Source organism: Spirosoma profusum (assembly GCF_014699005.1).
GTDB lineage: Bacteria > Bacteroidota > Bacteroidia > Cytophagales > Spirosomataceae > Spirosoma > Spirosoma profusum.
Map to the genome: position 1 here is coordinate 68857 of NZ_JACWZY010000020.1, position 17234 is coordinate 86090.

At 46.8% G+C, this 17234-nt stretch carries 20 protein-coding genes; 7 read left to right on the plus strand and 13 right to left on the minus strand.

All coding sequences use genetic code 11. From position 1 onward, the window contains the following. Window positions 1-66: 66 nt before the first annotated feature. A complete protein-coding gene (locus IC229_RS21400) occupies window positions 67-1179 on the minus strand; it encodes a glycoside hydrolase family 18 protein (protein ID WP_317171610.1) in 1113 nt (370 codons plus the stop codon). A 144-nt stretch (window positions 1180-1323) separates the two neighbouring features. On the opposite strand from IC229_RS21400, the gene IC229_RS21405 reads away from it, so the two are divergent. Then, window positions 1324-1722, plus strand: coding sequence for an OsmC family protein (locus IC229_RS21405; RefSeq protein WP_190889060.1), 399 nt, complete (start codon window positions 1324-1326; stop codon window positions 1720-1722). Between the two features lie 77 nt (window positions 1723-1799). On the opposite strand, the gene IC229_RS21410 is transcribed toward IC229_RS21405, so the two are convergent. Then, on the minus strand, window positions 1800-2840 hold the full coding sequence (locus tag IC229_RS21410) for a sugar phosphate isomerase/epimerase family protein (RefSeq protein ID WP_190889061.1): 1041 nt from the start codon (window positions 2838-2840) through the stop codon (window positions 1800-1802). Window positions 2841-2948: 108 nt separating this feature from the next. Further along, complete coding sequence (locus tag IC229_RS21415) at window positions 2949-3677, minus strand: 3-keto-disaccharide hydrolase (RefSeq protein ID WP_190889062.1); 729 nt, start codon at window positions 3675-3677, stop codon at window positions 2949-2951. A 210-nt stretch (window positions 3678-3887) separates the two neighbouring features. Here IC229_RS21415 and IC229_RS21420 point away from each other — a divergent pair, with 210 nt between their 5' ends. Next, window positions 3888-4262, plus strand: coding sequence for a nuclear transport factor 2 family protein (locus IC229_RS21420; RefSeq protein ID WP_190889063.1), 375 nt, complete (start codon window positions 3888-3890; stop codon window positions 4260-4262). Between the two features lie 23 nt (window positions 4263-4285). Here the strand turns inward: IC229_RS21420 and IC229_RS21425 are convergent, their stop codons facing one another. From IC229_RS21425 to IC229_RS21435, 3 genes are all read right to left on the minus strand, one after another. Beyond that, window positions 4286-4714, minus strand: coding sequence for a response regulator (locus tag IC229_RS21425; RefSeq protein ID WP_190889064.1), 429 nt, complete (start codon window positions 4712-4714; stop codon window positions 4286-4288). 252 nt (window positions 4715-4966) lie between these two features. Next, the gene (locus IC229_RS21430) at window positions 4967-5389 is read right to left on the minus strand and encodes a response regulator (RefSeq protein WP_190889065.1); all 423 of its coding nucleotides are present in this window, start codon (window positions 5387-5389) and stop codon (window positions 4967-4969) included. A gap of 203 nt (window positions 5390-5592) precedes the next feature. After that, entirely contained in the window at window positions 5593-7398 is a 1806-nt protein-coding gene (locus IC229_RS21435) for a right-handed parallel beta-helix repeat-containing protein (RefSeq protein ID WP_190889066.1), read from the minus strand. A gap of 278 nt (window positions 7399-7676) precedes the next feature. Between IC229_RS21435 and IC229_RS21440 the strand changes: the two genes are divergently transcribed. Continuing rightward, window positions 7677-8135, plus strand: a complete 459-nt coding sequence (locus IC229_RS21440) for a DoxX family protein (protein WP_190889067.1) — start codon at window positions 7677-7679, stop codon at window positions 8133-8135. A gap of 73 nt (window positions 8136-8208) precedes the next feature. On the opposite strand, the gene IC229_RS21445 is transcribed toward IC229_RS21440, so the two are convergent. From IC229_RS21445 to moaC, 3 genes are all read right to left on the minus strand, one after another. Next, window positions 8209-8817 (minus strand): DUF6992 family protein, encoded by a 609-nt coding sequence (locus IC229_RS21445; protein ID WP_190889068.1) that lies wholly within the window; start codon window positions 8815-8817, stop codon window positions 8209-8211. Between the two features lie 111 nt (window positions 8818-8928). Continuing rightward, window positions 8929-9501, minus strand: coding sequence for an NTP transferase domain-containing protein (locus tag IC229_RS21450; protein WP_190889069.1), 573 nt, complete (start codon window positions 9499-9501; stop codon window positions 8929-8931). Beyond that, window positions 9494-9970, minus strand: a complete 477-nt coding sequence (moaC, locus tag IC229_RS21455; protein WP_190889070.1) for a cyclic pyranopterin monophosphate synthase MoaC — start codon at window positions 9968-9970, stop codon at window positions 9494-9496. Before moaC ends, IC229_RS21450 begins: the two co-directional genes overlap by 8 nt. Before the next feature lie 77 nt (window positions 9971-10047). Between moaC and IC229_RS21460 the strand changes: the two genes are divergently transcribed. Next, window positions 10048-11241, plus strand: coding sequence for a molybdopterin molybdotransferase MoeA (locus tag IC229_RS21460; RefSeq protein WP_190889071.1), 1194 nt, complete (start codon window positions 10048-10050; stop codon window positions 11239-11241). An 8-nt stretch (window positions 11242-11249) separates the two neighbouring features. Next, on the plus strand, window positions 11250-11993 hold the full coding sequence (locus IC229_RS21465; RefSeq protein ID WP_190889072.1) for an SDR family oxidoreductase: 744 nt from the start codon (window positions 11250-11252) through the stop codon (window positions 11991-11993). Here the strand turns inward: IC229_RS21465 and IC229_RS21470 are convergent. Continuing rightward, window positions 11977-12837 carry a DJ-1/PfpI family protein gene (locus IC229_RS21470; protein ID WP_223834114.1) on the minus strand — a complete coding sequence of 287 codons (861 nt, stop codon included), beginning with the start codon at window positions 12835-12837 and terminating at the stop codon, window positions 11977-11979. The genes IC229_RS21465 and IC229_RS21470 overlap by 17 nt on opposite strands. 11 nt (window positions 12838-12848) lie before the next feature. Further along, window positions 12849-13808: a GlxA family transcriptional regulator gene (locus IC229_RS21475; protein WP_190889073.1), complete on the minus strand. Its 960-nt coding sequence runs from the start codon at window positions 13806-13808 to the stop codon at window positions 12849-12851. 154 nt (window positions 13809-13962) lie between these two features. On the opposite strand from IC229_RS21475, the gene IC229_RS21480 reads away from it, so the two are divergent. Together IC229_RS21480 and IC229_RS21485 are read left to right on the plus strand one after the other, a co-directional pair. Continuing rightward, window positions 13963-14568: a DUF4254 domain-containing protein gene (locus IC229_RS21480; protein WP_190889074.1), complete on the plus strand. Its 606-nt coding sequence runs from the start codon at window positions 13963-13965 to the stop codon at window positions 14566-14568. Window positions 14569-14648: 80 nt separating this feature from the next. Beyond that, the gene (locus IC229_RS21485; protein ID WP_223834115.1) at window positions 14649-15707 is read left to right on the plus strand and encodes a glycosyltransferase family 9 protein; all 1059 of its coding nucleotides are present in this window, start codon (window positions 14649-14651) and stop codon (window positions 15705-15707) included. Here the strand turns inward: IC229_RS21485 and IC229_RS21490 are convergent. Both IC229_RS21490 and IC229_RS21495 read right to left on the minus strand, forming a co-directional pair. Continuing rightward, complete coding sequence (locus tag IC229_RS21490) at window positions 15704-16081, minus strand: hypothetical protein (protein ID WP_190889075.1); 378 nt, start codon at window positions 16079-16081, stop codon at window positions 15704-15706. The genes IC229_RS21485 and IC229_RS21490 overlap by 4 nt on opposite strands. A 125-nt stretch (window positions 16082-16206) precedes the next feature. Then, a complete protein-coding gene (locus IC229_RS21495) occupies window positions 16207-17205 on the minus strand; it encodes a glycosyltransferase family 9 protein (RefSeq protein WP_190889076.1) in 999 nt (332 codons plus the stop codon). Between the last annotated feature and the right edge of the window lie 29 nt (window positions 17206-17234).

Genomic DNA, 17234 nt, shown 5'->3' on the forward strand with positions numbered 1-17234 from the left:
GCGTTTTCATTATACTGTAAATCAGTTAGTTAATTTATATTTATCCTTAACTTATATTAAGTATTATTACTGCTCTAATCCATTGACCAGTTTATCAAGAAGCACTGGTTGATGAAGGTCATAAATATATTCCCAGAACATCACCCCGGCTAAACCTTTCTGTTTTACGTAGGCCAGTTTTGGTTCAAATGATTCAGGATCAGCATAGGAAATAAACGTGCGCGAATCTGGATTCCAGAGATACGGTGCTTTGGCATCGGCGTCCCAATAGCGAACGAAGCCATTTTTGTTGATGTATTTCGCCACTAATTCGTCGTAACTGATGAAAAGATGCTTCCCAGTTGCTGGCTGATAGAGGCCATTGTCAACGGGACGCACGTTGGTCCAGCCACGCCCATAAAACGGAAGACCTAGTACAATTTTTTCGGCGGGAACGCCCACCCGAATATGCCCGTCCACCGCCGACATCGAGCTGTTACGTGACTGGTTCCCTTTTTTCGACTGCGCCAGCGGACTATGATGGCCAGTCACTTTATCGTTGCCGTGGTAAAGATCGTAGGTCATAATATTGACGTAATCGAGGTAGCGTTGCGCTTCGCCCAGATTGGTATGGTTCACAAAAGCGGTATCGCCACCGGTAGCGGCCGTAAGCAGGTAATGATTGATGCCCGTACGCTTGTCCTGTTGGCCTTGTTTGTCTAATTGGTCGCGAATGGCTTTCAGAAACAAGGTAAAATTCTCTTTGTCTTCAGGGCGGAAGATATTGCCAGCCCCAATCTGACCTGGGTATTCCCAGTCGATATCGACGCCGTCGAGATGATGTTTTTTCAAAAATGCAACCGCACTATTTGCAAATTTCAGACGGGAATCGTTTGTCAAAGCCGCATCGGAAAAATATTTGCAGCCACCCCAGCCTCCTACCGAAATAAGCACTTTCAGGTCTTTATTGATCGCTCTGAGCGATGTTAACGCCACCAGATTAGCGGAGTCTTTGGTGGTAATGCGGGCCAGCACACCGTTCTGAGCAGGAACTGCAAAAGCGTAGTTAATGTGCGTAAGTTTATTCGGATCGATTTGAGATTTTTTCCAGCCGTTCCCACTCACATACCCAATTAGTACGCTACGTTTGGGTGGTACTGGCGTTAAATTCGTTAGCCCGATGAAAGCGAGTAAGCCAATCAGCAACGTAACGGTTGCGGTGAACAAGGGAATCCGTTTATATTTCACAGTTCTTTCTTTTACGTTGCAAAGAACAAAAATATCAGTAATTTAAAAATTTTACGAACTAATCATTCTTTCGAAAATTTATTACAGAATTTATTTATGGAAATATCGGCAACTGTAAGAAACACGTATCAGTACCACAGTGTGGTGGTGGCGACCAACGACGATTCAAAAGCGGTTCAGATTGCATCCAAAGCGTCGGGCTATGGTTCGTCGGTTAATGGGGGCGAGTTGCTGCTAATGGCCTTGGCTACCTGCTTCTGTAACGATATTTATCGGGAAGCCGCCAAACGTAACATCGCTATTTCGGAAGTCGAGGTAGTATGTACGGGTGAGTTTGGGGCAGAAGGTGAGCCAGGCCGAAATTTTCGCTATAAAGCCAACGTCATTGCCGACGCTTCTGTTGAAGATATAGAAGCCTTAATAAATTATACGGATGGCGTTGCCGAAATACACAATACGTTACGACAAGGTCTATCTGTTACGTTGACGAACTAACGTAACAGATAGACCTTGTCGTTGAACAGCAATTCTGTCAAACGCTAAAACAATCTCTTTGTATAGAAATGCTACGTCTAGCTTAGGATATTCCGGCAATAGTTTACGCATTTTTTCACCTCGGCAACTGACGTAGAACCTTCTGGCACCTTATATTCAAGTTCGACCGAGGCCGGGAACGTGTATTTCTGTTCACTCATCAGTTTCAACACTTCCTTGAGTGGCGTATCACCTTGCCCCCAGGGTAGGTTTCCTTTGCCGTTTGCGGGCCCCTGCCGGTCTTTGATGTGCATGCTGGAAATGCGGTCGTGCTTCTGTTTAATCAGCCCAATTGGATCGGGTTGGCCAGCGGCTATGTAGTGTCCCAAATCGAAGTTCATGGCGTTTCCTGGTGACTGTGATAAAGCGGTATCCCAGAAGGTCGGTGTTTGTTGCTCGTGGCCGTGATACCCAACCCGAATCCCGTGTTTTTCGGCCATTTTGCCAAGTTTGAGGGTGTGCGCGTCATTGGCCGGATGTTCGACAGTAACCTGGTTGGCACCCAACGTTTTAGCAGCCTGCATACCGTAATTGATATCTGCGTCGGAACTATTTACTCCAAAGGCGTCGGGCTTGAAACCGTAAATGGTTACGCCGGCCTGATTATACATCTTACGGAGCTGCTCGAACTTGGCCATTGATGCCGATGTGCGCCATTTTGTCATCTCTTGGCGATACGCTTTCGTCTGGGCTTCCATTTCAGCAAGCTTTTTCTGTTCGTCTTCAGTCAGAGGCTGGTTTTCGCGTCGCTTTCTCATGAGCGGAAACATGGTCTGCATATTGACCGAATTTTTAGGAGCACCTGCAAAGGTTTCAGCCGGGCCGCCCATGAGTTCTATGGCGCTGATACCGCTATCCAGAATGTATTGCAGGGTTGCTTCGGCGCTCTGGTCGGGCATATCCCGAAACGAGTACGTAATGACGCCAATCTGAACGCCTTTCAGCAACGAATTAGGTTTATCACCCAGACTGCGGATGATAGCGGGAGCGCCAAAAAGTTTGCTGTTATTGGCAACAATTCCCGAAACAAGTAAGGCCGTAGTTCCTAAAAACTGACGACGTGATGGCTGGTTTCCCATGGATTAAAGAAGTTAAAAAAGGTTTATGAACAATGTTTAATGAACAATGTTTAATGATCAATGTATAATAAATACTGAGAATTCATTACCTGATTTTCCCAGTTATCATTATCCATTCTTCACTTTAATATTTCGGAACCAGACGCTGGTGTTCCAATCCTGTAAGCCAATTCGCCCAACAAATTTACCGTTTGCAAACGATATGCCTTTTTGCGATTTAGCAGCCACACGCTTTTTCCAGTCAGCACTAGTTACGTCGTGCTCCTGTACTACGTAGCCATTAATTGTAACTGTCAACTTATTCTTTTTCAGCGAAACATCTACTTTGTTCCAGCTTCCTAGTGGTTGCGGTTCCTGAATACGAACGTCGGCAATGCCAAACAGGTCACCGGAGCTATGCGGATGTTCTACTTCTTTCTGATATAAAGCATCATCCCCGACTTGAACCTCAAGGGCGGTGCTATAAATTTTCTCATTCTTTGGCGATTCTTCTACAAAGAAAAAGAATCCGCTATTGGTGTACTTTTCGATTTTGAATTCGGCCTTAAACTCAAAATCACCCGAAAAAACGGCATCGGTCGCGATATCACCAGCATCGCGGGGGGTAGCGCCAGCCGTTTTGGGAACGTCCAGATGAAGCACACCCTGTTCGACTTTCCAGGACGAGGGGGTGCCCTTACCGTTGTATTTGTGCCATCCGGACAGATCGCGCCCGTTAAACAGAAGTTTCCAACCCTCTTTTTTCTCCTGAGCAGATAACGTATTGAGTTGTTGCGCATGAAGTCCTGCCCCAGTAAGGCAAACAAGTAGACCAAGGGTAAATCGGTTGATAGACATGAAGTTTGGCATTTGAATCTATATAAGGTAAACAGCTCTGTAAACTCCTCATGAAACCGCTAACCTATTTTGTTTATGGGGTTTACAACTACTGCGTCGGACTGCTACGTCGAAACGTATCGGTTTTGCCGACAAAATACCAACCTGGACCGATAACGACAAATAAGTAATTGGGTGTATTCTTGTCAGAAATATCAGTAAATACGTAGTATGAGCCCTTTACTGCAAATTCAGGAAGCGGAAGATCGATTAATGAAAGCTCAGCTCAGCAGCAATGTCGACGAACTTGATGCTTTATTAGCCGACGATTTACAGGCTGTTGGGCCCGATGGTCGTTTAACAGGCAAAGCCGATGACCTGGCCGCTCATCGTACGCATATCTTTCGCATCGACTCGCTGACTCGAGTATCGCTAACGATCAAGATTCTGAAGCCCGATATAGCCGTTACGTTCGTAGGGATGGATATAAAAGGAAGCATTCAGGATCAACCGGCGTCTGGGCACTATCAGTACACGCGCGTATGGTGTATGGCAAACGGTCAATGGCAGATCACAGCGGCTCACATCAGCCAGGTTAGCGCGTAAAGCCGCGCTCATGGGTATACGCTCTAAAAACTATTCGGGTGGATACAGGCTTTCCAATAAGTTATGATTAAATTCAATTGCTCTTTATTGGCGCTAAACTCGGTAGCTTTTACATGAAAGCCCTGAATTGTTCCTTCGTAAGCCAAATTTACCAGTTCGGGCCCGGCGGCTGTGGTATAGAAAACAAATGGAATTGATTTTTTCCGTAGGTACTCATCGGCGTCGATAAGTCGACGAAATTCAAGCCCATTCATCACAGGCATATTGATATCACAAAGAATGAGAAGTGGCTTTTCCTGGGTAGTTTCCAGATACGATCTTGCCTCCAGGCCATCGGCAAAAGAACGGATTTCATTGGGCAATGCTAAATCTCGGATTGCCCGTTCAAATAAAAACCGGTCATCTTCATCATCGTCCACGTAAATAATCGGCCCATTAGTTAGTGTTTTCATGGGTTTATCGAAAAGGCCGGGTCAAGTTCAATCAGACCAGTGGAAAAAGAGCCGTCAATCGACAACCCATAATAAATGGCAGCTGCTTTACAGTGATTTTGTAACTAGTATTAAGCTAAACTGTTTCATTTTAATAATCGATCACATTGGCTGGAGAACCTATAACAATACGTACCAATATTAAGTAATATTACTCAAAAAAATAGATACCATCGCTTGCAAAGCTTACCTGTTTGTCGGACGTATAGCCTACTAATTGGTACGTCGGGTTGGCGTTTTTGCTACACCAAACCAATATAAACGAATCTGTTCAGCTAAATCAACCAGCGCTCGGTGGTTAATTGGCTTCACAATGTACGTATTGGCCCCTAATTCATACGCCCGATTAATGTCGTTTTCATTGTCGGATGTGGTCAGTACGACGACGGGCACATGGCGATAGAGTGGAGATGTTTTAAGGTGTTTCAATACCTCGAAACCACTGATGATGGGCATATTTAAATCCAGTAGTACCAGATCAGGAAGAAATTGAGGGCTTTCGATACCTTCCAGTACATCCGTTCCATCAGTGGCAAACTGAAGATTATAGTGGTTGGAAGCTCTCTCAAAAGCAGTTCTGATAAGGTACTGATCGTCTTCGTCATCATCGACGATCAAAACATTATACGTCTTCATGTTACGGTAAGAAGCCTATCTGCGTAAGTAGTTGTACCTAAGGATTGAGCGACTAAAATACAAAATTTTTAATTTCTCAGATTCCGTTAAACGGTTATTTAACTACTTATTATGCTTACCAATTAGTATAAATTGACAACATCCCCCGACTAGTCCTTATTAAGCCTAACCAGAGGATATTGCCAATTTATATTTGTAACTGATTACTGTCGCGCGACTTCACGCCACACCACTGGGTTCTGACGGTATAAGGTTATTGTTTGTCCGGGTGTAAACGTAAAGTTGGTAGCGTTTCTCAAAATACATTTTGCATTGTGCTGAATCACGATAGGATGATCGGCTTGTAGAATGACCTGCTTTCCAGGCGGTATACCTTCGATGTCCGTAATGGTTCCTGCCGTATTGTTAATGTAAACGTAGTAAGAACCCGCATTAGCCAGATTTAACGTACCATTATTGATCGCCACCCTCGCAGAAGGCGAATGAGCCCATGTATCGTACGGTTCGTTTTTGAAGCGAACATTTGCTCCGTAGACCGGTTTTTCTTCATCAAACTGGTAAAAATTATTATCATCGACCAGCCAGTTGTTATAGTTATTGGGGCCAGGTGCACAAATGACCCGAGGATTAGCTGAGCTGGGCGGATAGCCACTATAACCCATAAACGAATTCCCCTGCATAGAAATCACGTTCACCTTACCATCGTTATGCACCAGATTTAAAGGGGTGAATAGAATATCGACATGCGAAGAACCTTTTGTGCCCAACCGGTTAAACGTATTACCCTGAAGAACATGGGCACCCGGCGCGGCTGCCACGATTTCTATGGTTGCTCCCCGGTTATTTTCAGCGTAACATCCCTGAATAATACCCGAAACTCCTCCATTGAAGCCAATATATTGAAGTTTGATGGCTCTTCCGGTAGGTCCTTCCCCGTTACTCAACAGCCGACAGCCAATGAAGGAATTATTGCAACCATTTTCGATTAAGCAGCCGTATTCCCGGTTACTATTGAAGGCACAACTCAGAAAAACAATTCCGTTTGGCGCGATTCCATAGCCAGCTGGAGCTGCATAAAATCCTTTGTCATTCCAATCGAACACGCACTTTTCAACAATTCCCTCACCTGCATCGATCAGATTGACCCCCTTATCGAAAAAGCTTACGTTTACCTCTTTAAGTGTAAAATTGGACAGGTTCCGAATATCAAGTCCGGTTGCCTTGCGAACATTAGTATTCGCCGAAATAATACGAAACCCTTCAAGATTTAAATTATCGTCGGCTGTGCCTACCACTTTAAGCACCGTTATGTCGGCCGAGCCGGTATACCGAATTGCTACGTTAGACCGACCTGTCCCTAAAATATTAAGTCGTCGGCCCCCGGCAAACATATGGCCCGTACTGTTGTTTATGGTGACAGACAAAGGCTGAGACGTATTATATACGCCATCGCTCAAAAACAGGGTTATGCCTTTGTTTTTACAGTAGTTCAGCGCCTTCTGGAGAGCAGCATGATCATCGGCTTCGCCATCACCTTTGGCGCCGAACCATTTCACGTTGATAAAGGATTCCACGATACGTTCGTAAACAACGCCCGATTTAGTTCGAAGCACCATAACCCCATCATCGGGTGTTTTTGCATCGTTTACATTTCTGACGAATATTCCGCCCCGCCCCGGATCTGATACGTTAATAACCGAGGGTGCATTGTCAGCAGCTACTGTCCAGGCCTGAACGTCGGCCATCGTTCGATAAACGGGTAACGTATTGGCTCTGGGATCGATTCGAAATGGTGTTTCCTGGCCGTTTTTGTTACGTTCATACCACAATCCATCCGCTTTTCGGCCTAAGTTGACAGTTCCATCTGCGTTTGGTGCTTTGGGCGGGCCAATCGGAAAATTCTGCGCCTGTACACAGAAGGCCACTAGAATAAAAGTCAGTGTCAATAGTTGTTTCATAAAAAACCCGCTTATGTTTTCGATTAATTTACGTTCGTTCGCTACGTTCATAGAATTATTGGTTTATGGTTGTATAGAAATAGTGAGTAGTACCTATAACGAACGAGTTCCCCTGTTAGTTGATGGCAACGGGCAATTCGCGTTGAAATCCTGGTTCTGAAGCTGTTTTCAGAATCAAAAGAAACGTAGTAGAGAATGGTAAAAAAAAGGCGTCGAATTTTATCAAAATAATGTCGCAAATCACCCCTTTATTGCCGCTTTTAGCCCCCCTCCGTCAGCCCGAAAAGCGGTAAATTTGATACATAATCAAACAAACAACTACTACTGACATGGCACACATTCATTCGTTAACCGCAACCCCTAAAGCGTCGAAAAAAGTAAACGTAACGTACTGGATTTTAACTGGTTTATTTGCCTTTGTTATGACAGGTTCGGCCATTCCCAACATTATGGTCAACCCTATTTCGGTGCAGGGTTTCAGCGAAATGGGCTATCCTACTTACATCATTCCCTTTCTGGGGTGGGCCAAGTTGCTGGGGTCGGTGGCTATTCTGGTACCTGGGTTTCCTCGTCTTAAAGAGTGGGCGTATGCTGGCCTTATGTTCGACTTATTGGGTGCTACGTATTCCGTCGCAAATAGTGGTAAAGATGTCAGCAATTGGGCGCCAATTTTTATCTTCGTTGCGTTGGGTTTTGCATCGTATTTTTTCTACCACAAAAAGCTTAAAGCCACCGCTACGGACAAAGCAGCCCAACCCTTTCGGCGTAGCCTGGTAGTAGCGGCCTAACTACGTCCTAAAACGAATCACTTCTCATCCCGATAGCTTTGGCTTATCGGGATTTTTTTGTGTTCATAGCTGATCATCGAATAGGCAACGTAACGCCCACACCCGACGTAGTGGCCGAGAGCAGTAGCCGTTCCTGTTTATCGCCCCGGTTCTTGAAAATGAGATAATTAACGACATCGAACACCAGCAGAAACGCCCCCTGTGCCATAATAGACGTACCGTAACCGCGCAGTTGATCGGCGTTGTCAGGGCGACTGACGGCCCGCTCCCGCAGATACGCTCCTCCTGCTACGTAGGCAACATCCAGTCCCGCGTTTATGAGCAATATCTGCTTCATATTCTCGTGTTGACGAACAGCTTCCGCCAAGGTTTCAGCAGCAGGATTTCGTTTTCGCGTACCCAGCAACCCAGCCCCGGCAATACCCAAATTGACCAGATTCCAGTAGACGTTCATTCGGTGAACGTATTTCGTCTCGCCCGAGGTCTGACTGGCAGCGATACTTCCGACCGCGATGTTGGCAAGGGCAAAACTGCCCAGCGTCAGACCGATGGTTTTCTGATGCCGGATACGTTGCATGCTGAAATCCTGGAGTTCGGTTGACGTCGTACTACGTTGGGCCTGAGCGGCATTCCCAAGAAAAAACGTTCCAGCGGCCAGCAACAGTTTTCTAAATGGAGTCATTTGTGGTCTATTTTGACGTAACACAGCTGGACTGACGTTCCACCGGACTGGCGCTCCAGCATCTTGTCCGCTTCAGTTCTACTAATCAAAACGCTACGTTCGATCAATGGTTTAAAAACCCAGTTGGGCTCTGGCGATGGGGTCGTTGATGTTGATTAATTCCTGAACATCGGGTACGGTCAATAACTGAATGTCGTTCTGTTGCAGAATCTGACGCGGAGAATGAAGTCCATCAGCGACGGCCTGTTGCAGAATCGGCCCGATAGCGGGTTCGTATATTCCTAGCAGAGGTTCAGGTAATTGGCCGTCAGAATCGTAAAAAACTGTTGCTAGTTTCGCCGGATTTCGCCCCTTTACCAGAGCGTCGAGCGATTGAACCGTGAGCAGGGGCATATCGCAGGCAACCACGAACCAGGCCGCTTCAGCATCATACTGAAAAGCTGACAGGATGCCATTGAGTGGACTGTTCACTTCGAACGTATCAACAATACGTAGTTGGTTGGAATCAGCTAAATCGATAGCTTGCACCGCGTTGATCGACCAAAACACAACGCTACAATAAGGACGTAGCAATTCTGTAAGATGTTCGCGCTGAGGCTTTTCGTGATAACGTAGCAACGATTTATCCTCACCCATACGAGTGCTACGTCCGCCTGCTAGTACCAGTCCATTGAGTTTAGACATCGCGTCGAAAATCCCGTTTACCACCCGTTTTTTCCATGAGTTTCGTCTCTTTAATCACGATGTCGTGCGAAAACGCTTTACACATATCGTAAATCGTCAAAGCCGCCACCGATGCGCCTACCAAAGCTTCCATCTCAACACCGGTTTTTCCTTCGGTCGAAACAAGGCAGTCTACGATGGCGTCGGCGCCGTCGGTTGTGATGGTAATCTGGCAGTTATCCAGTCCCAGCGAATGACAGAGCGGAATTAAATCGTCGGTACGTTTGGCAGCCATTGTGCCCGCAATGATAGCTGTCTGAAATACCGGTCCTTTTTTGGTGTTGATATCTGAGCCGCTGAGATGCTGCATAATGTCAGGCCCCAGAGCGACCACCGTTCGAGCGCGGGCAGTTCGGCGGGTGGCGGCTTTGGCACCCACATCGACCATGGAGGGGTTTCCGTCTGCGTTGAGATGAGAAAAAGAAGGCATAATTGATCGATGATAAATAGATTGCGACTTTAAGTTCAAAATTCATCATTTATCATTCATAATTCATCATTCATATCATGCTTTCTGTTGCCGAAGCCTTCTCCATCACTCAGCAAAATCTGCTTTCGTTACCGGATAAAACCATTTCGCTCATCGATGCGCAGGGTCGGGTGTTACGTGAACCCGTATCTGCCGATCGCGATTTTCCGCCGTTTGACCGGGTAGCGATGGATGGGATTGCCATTCGCTTTGCTGACTATAAAGCCAGGAAACGACAATTTCGGGTGGTTGGTATACAACGGGCCGGTCAGCCTCAGCATACACTTCAGGAGCCCGATACGTGCCTTGAAGTGATGACGGGGGCGATGTTGCCAATAGGCGTCGATACGGTAATTCGGTACGAGGATATACGTATCACAGATGGTGTAGCCAGTGTTATGATTGAGGACGTAGAACCTGGGCAACATATTCATAATCAAGCCACTGACCGCCGGGCAGGTGATGAATTACTTCCTGTCGGTACGTACCTGGGACCTTCTGAACTGGCGGTAGCGGCTTCGGTTGGACAGGTGAACGTAATGGTAACGGCATTACCACGTATCGCACTGATTTCCACCGGCGATGAACTCGTCGACATTGGAGATACGCCCCTTCCCTATCAGATTCGCCGATCCAATACGTATATGCTTCGAGCGGCTCTGGCGTCGCTGGGCATTCAGGCATCCCTGCACCATATCGTCGACGATGAAGCTATCCTGACCGAGCGATTGGCTACGTTGCTGGCCGATCACGATATGCTCATTTTAAGTGGTGGCGTTTCGGCCGGGAAAGCTGATTTTGTTCCCGATGTACTGGCTAGTCTTGGCGTGCAGAAGCATTTTCACAAGATTGAGCAACGTCCGGGCAAACCGCTCTGGTTCGGAACAACGCCTGAAAAAGCAGTCTTTGCGCTTCCCGGCAATCCGGTTTCGACTATTTTGTGCGCCTATCGCTACGTATTGCCATACCTGCGTGCATCGCTTGGCCTGACTCCTGCCCCACTACGTTATGCCCAATTGGCTGAACCAGTTACGTTCCGGCCGCCTGTTACGTATTTTCTGTCAGTACGTCTTACCTCCGAACCTAACGGTCAGACCACCGCTCACCCACTCCCTGGTTCTGGCTCAGCCGATTTCGCTAATCTTCTGGCGGCCAACGCATTTATGGAATTGCCCGCTGATCGGTCGGAATTTAGTGCTGGCGAATCCTTTCAGGTGTGGGAAACTTTGTAAACTGGATCATGGAAAAAACAATACTAATAACCGGTGGCAGCCGGGGAATTGGAGCGGCTACGGCATTGCTTGCGGCTAAGCGAGGGTATCAGGTTTGTATAAACTACGTACAGAATAGTACAGCGGCTTTTAGCATCGTCGACCAGATCAATCAACAGGGTGGTAAAGCGTTTGCCTATCAGGCTGACGTTTCTTTTGAAACGGATGTCGTTACGTTGTTTAAGGACATCGATCAGCACGGCCCATTGCAGGCGCTGGTCAATAATGTCGGGGTTTTAGAAACACAGACCCGAGTCGAAGACATCACGGCGGAGCGTCTACAGCGGATTTTTACCACGAACATTATTAGTTGTTTCCTGTGCACCCGCGAAGCCATACGCCGAATGTCTACCCGTCATGGTGGCTTTGGGGGAGCTATCGTCAACGTATCGTCGGTAGCCGCCCGCACGGGTTCACCGGGAGAATACGTCGATTATGCGGCTTCCAAAGGAGCCATTGATACGTTGACTATAGGCGTTTCCAAAGAAGTTGCGGACGAGGGAATTCGGGTAAACTGCGTTCGTCCGGGATTTATTTACACAGCTATTCACGCCAGCGGTGGCGAGCCGGGCCGAGTCGACCGTATTAAAGATTCGGTACCGATGAAACGTGGTGGCCAGCCCGAAGAAGTCGCAAACGCCATTCTCTGGCTCCTTTCCGACGAGGCTTCTTACGCCACCGGTACGTTTATCGACATCACCGGCGGCCGGTAGTATTAGCTGGCTGATCAACAACCAAACCTTCGTTGGGTTTCCATTTATCGTACTCCATATAACGGGCCGTTTTCGTAGCTACGTCAAGCCCTTTAAGTTTTGCCACAACATGCAATGCGCCATCGATTCCCGCCGAGACACCGGCCGTCGTAATGATCTGACCGTTGTCGACAAAGCGCGTATCGCGTAAAATTTTAGCGTTCGGTGTTGCCTTTTGCAAGGGTTCGATGTAGTTATGAAACGTAGTGGCCTGTTTGCCATCTAACAAACCCGCTTTAGCTAACAGGCCAGCTCCTGTGCAAACAGACAGCATGATTTCAGCTTCCTGAGCACATGATTTTATCCAGTTGATGAGCGTTTCGTTTTTTAGGAAAGGGCCAGTTTGCCCACCTGGCAACACGACAATATCCGGTTTTGGACAGTCGGCAAGGCTGTAGTTCGGTATAATTTTAATAAATCCCTGACTCGTAATAGGTTCTTTGGAAAGCGAAACTGTATAAACATTGAAACCCTGAGTAGACGCAAAGACTTCGCTGGGACCAGAAAAATCCAGTATTTCAACGCCATCGTGAATGAATATTGCTACGTTCCGTTTTCCAGTTTTTTGTGCTTTTTGCAAAGAGTCCATAAGCGAAATACTACGTTTAATGAATTGCATACCACAGTGTTTACAAACACCTGGTTTGTCGTGACGCTCAAAATCACAATCACTACCACAAGGTTCACAGTAATAAGCCATTAGGTCTTCTTTTTGAGCCACTTTCTGGGCCTCGACGCGAACAAAGGAGACGACCAGCAGGCAAGTTAATAGCCAACAGCGGATATAATCAGTTACAGCATTCATAAGCAGATTTGTCAGGAGGATAATTGTTTAGCAGTTGTTCGGGCACTTGATTTTTTCCAGATTCGACGAAGTTGCCGAGCATCCTGAAAACCACATTTTGCGGCTATGGCTTCCATCGTCATACCCGGATTATGTTGCAGGGTTCGAGCCAGTTCCAGCCGCAGCCGGGTTGTATACTCATGAATGGTCGTTCCTGTCTCTTTTCGAAACGTACGCGTCAGGTTACGGGTACTCATGTTCGCAATTTCAGCCAAATCGTCCAGGGTTGCATTGGCTTCCAGATTAGCGATCAGCCAGTCCTGCATCTGATGAATGGCTACATTCATATGATTTCGGTAATCGAGGTAAACGCTTTGCTGTGAATGCTCGCCCCCTCGACGAAAATAAACGACTAGTTCACGAGCAATCTTTGTCGCAAACAACGGCCCCTGCTGCTCTTCCAGAATGGATAAACTGAGATCAATACCGGCAGTTATACCGGCACTGGTGTAGATGCTACCTTCTTTAACAAACAATCGGTCATGTTGGGCCATCAACCGGGTGTATGTTAACTGAAGCTCCTCGATCCGTTTCCAGTGCGTCGTACATTTCCGGCCATCTAACAGACCAGCCTGAGCTAAGGTAAATGCCCCGGTGCAAATCGAACATAGATAGACACCTTGTGCATGTTTTTGCCGAAGCCATTCAAAGAAACCAGTTGCGTTCTTAAACGCTGCTGACCGAATGTATGCCATGTCCATACCCGGCAAGAATATGTAATCTCCGGGTTGTGTTTTCACCTCATTATAAGGCAATACGTTGCTAAATCCCAGACCTGCCGAACTGGTAACTGGCCCCTGAAACGAGCAATACGTTAGCTGATAAGGAGCTCCATATTCAGCGGCTTCGTAAAAAACCTGAATCGGTCCGGTCAGATCCAGAACGTGTACGTATGGGGGTAAGACAAAAATTGCCTGAATAGTACGTGCCATTGACCTGTAAAATCTGGTTGTAAAAATACGTAGCAATTTAAGTATAGAAGAGCCAGTCACCGGACATTTCGGGCCATAGTCTCTACGCGCACATTGTCAGCCGCTCCCGGTATTCCTGCTGAAAATCCGTATCTTTGCAGTCCATTCACAGCTTATGAACGCTACGTTTGCCAACGACATCTTTCGCCAGAGCATTCAGGATTATCACCTGACCGATCATGTCGATACGCCCATAAAAAATCCTTATTCGCCTAACGGAATCGCGTTTTTACTATATCAGAAAAACTGGATTGATACGGTCCAGTGGCACCTGGAAGACATCATCCGCAGCCCAACTATTAGCCCCGATGAACTAGTTGCCGTTAAACGTCGTATTGACCAGTCGAATCAGGACCGGACGGATACGGTGGAGTTGATCGACAGTTGGTTTGCTGATTTATTTACTGGTATCACAACCAAGCCGGAAGCCCGTATGAATTCGGAAACACCCGCCTGGCTACTTGACCGAATGTCGATCCTTCAGCTCAAAATTTACCACTTTCGTGAGCAGGTAAATCGCCCGGCAGTGTCGGACGAACATCGGCAGAAGGCCAGTCAGAAACTCGACCTACTACTCGAGCAGGAAAGTGATCTGGCCCGCTGTTTTGATGAACTCCATGAAGACATTCAAAACGGTGACCGGTACGTGAAAGTGTACCGGCAGATGAAAATGTATAACGACCCGACGCTAAATCCGGTGCTTTATAGTCAGAAACAGTAATTACCTATGGTGTATGATGTAGGAAATATGATGTGTAACTAATCAACATATTTCCTACATCATACATCCTATTTTATACATTGAAAAAAAGTATTCTCCTTCTTCGCTTTTCGGCCATGGGCGACGTAGCGCTACTGGCGCCTGTCGTACAGGCATTTACGCAACGTTATCCAGAGACTCCTATTACGTTGGTAACACGGTCGAGATTTGGAGTTTTTTTTGAAGGATTTCCTACTGTCACTGTCGTCGGAGCCGATTTTACGGGACGGCATAAAGGCTTTGCAGGGTTGGTACGTTTATTTAGGGAATTGCAGCGGAAAAGTGCGTATGCAATAGTTGTTGATGTTCATCAAAACCTACGTACCGTCGTACTGAAAAGCTTGTTTCGGTTAGTCGGTGTTAGGTCGGTAACGATTGACAAAGGGCGTTCCGAAAAAAAAGCCTTAACTCGAAAGGAGAATAAAATTCGCCGTCAACTGCCCCACACGGTAGACCGCTACGTTCAGACTTTCGAAAAAGCTGGATTTTCGCTTCAACCTCCGCGCCCCTTTCAGTTTCCAGCTTTTTATTCAGCAGAAGAGGAACTTCAACATTTTCTGGATATTCAATCGATTCCAAGCAACGTACCGTGGTTAGGCATAGCGCCGTTTGCGCAGCATCGTCAGAAAATGTGGCCTTTCGAGCGATTTGAGCCGCTTCTGGAGGAATTAGTACGTCGCCAGCCACTTGCTATTTTTCTGTTCGGTGGTGGAGCTTCCGAAATTGCGCAACTGGAAACCCTCCGGCAGCAATTTCCGCAGGCAATTCTGGTGGCGGGTCAACTTTCACTGTCGGCGGAGCTGTTACTGCTACGTCGACTCAAGGGTATGGTTTGCATGGATTCTGGAAATATGCACCTAGGCGCGCTAAGTGGCGTACCAGTCCTTTCTATTTGGGGAGCGACGCACCCTGACGCCGGTTTCGGACCGTGGGGACAGGACGAAGAAGCTATTCTCCAGATATCTGCCGACGTATTGACCTGTCGCCCGTGTTCAGTTTTCGGCAATAAACCCTGTTGGCGGGGCGATTTGGCCTGTTTATACGATATTTCCGTGGAGAACGTAGCGGAACGTGTAGAACAGATGCTAGCCAGGGATTAATTAAGTTTTTCCCGTAGAATCTGCAGAATTAATTCCTGACCTGTTTTCAGTCCAGCAATATCCTGTTTCATCACGTTCATATCCTCACGCATTTCATGCTGACTTGATTCAAGCTGGTCGAAGCGAGCATCGACTTGTTCAAAACCAATATCAACTTTTCGGTTAAGCTGGTTCAGGCGTTCGTTGGTGGCATCGGATGCATCAGCCAGTCGGGTAAGTTCCTGGCGCATTGCAGCCTGCTCCTGTTTGATTTCACGAAAACCCTGTTGTGTATCCACAGTTAGTTCAGCCACTGCTTTCGCAATCGATTCCGATTGTTTGCCCTGGTCAGCAGCCAGGACATCTAACTGTTGTACGCGTTGTTCCAGGTACATACGTCAAATTGCTTATTTCCAAAAGTTGAGCGCATCTGCCACTCACCCCTTTTTACGATGCACATCCACATTCGTCACCACTTTTCAGCAAGAATTTTTTCCTTGATGAGCTAATTGACTGAGTATCATTCAAAATTCTTCTTTTTTGTCCGCAATTCTTTCACGTCAAAATCGAACGGTAGGTTGTTCATACATTTAAAGTGCTTCATGGGGCAATTTCCGAAACCTGTTGCCGAACAGGGGCGACAAGCCAGACTGGGGGTTTCGAGCCGAACGTGTGGGGTTTTGTAGGGGTAGAACCCAAGTTGCGGACTAGAGCTACCCCAAATTGAGTACACTTTTTTGCCAAAAGCAGCCGCAATGTGCATCAAACCAGTATCATGGCTGAACACAACGCGCGCTTGTTGCAGTATTGATGCCGATTGATTCAGATTATAATGTCCACAGGCATTATAAACGTATCGCTCTCCAATAGCCCGTACAATTTCATCGCCCGCCAGCCGGTCGTTTTTATCGCCTACCAGCACAATCGGATAATTGATTTTCAGGCAAAGTTCGATCATCCGCATAACGGGCATTCGTCTCGTAAAACTTTGTCCACCAATGACGTACGCTACAAAATCATGCTGATGAGTTGCGGGGAGCCAGTCTGTTTCTACCTCGTCTTTGTACGGTATGAAGTAATCCAGACCCATACCGTCGTTTTCAACACCCAGCGGATGCACGGCCGCAAAATACCGATCTACTACGTGTTGATTCGGCATGGCATTCACTTTGCAGCGAACGTAGAGCCATTGACGTAGCGTCTGTTTTTCAACACTATAGGAACGACATCCCAGCGCGACTCTGATAAACCCGGTAATAAACGTGTTTTGTAAATCGACAACGTAATCGAACTGCTCGACCCGGAGTTGACGGATAAACGTCAATAAACTACCATCGAGGTAATGGCGTCCTGTTAGGTATGGATTATTATCGATAATTGGCTGAAAAGCACGTGCTGTACAGAAATGAATCTCAGCCGTTGGAATTTGCTCTTTTAAGCAACGAATGACGGGAGTCGTTAACACTACGTCGCCAATAGACGTGAATTGTAACACTGCTATTTTAACGGGGCGCGTCATGTTGTTGGCATTTACACAAATTTATTTTA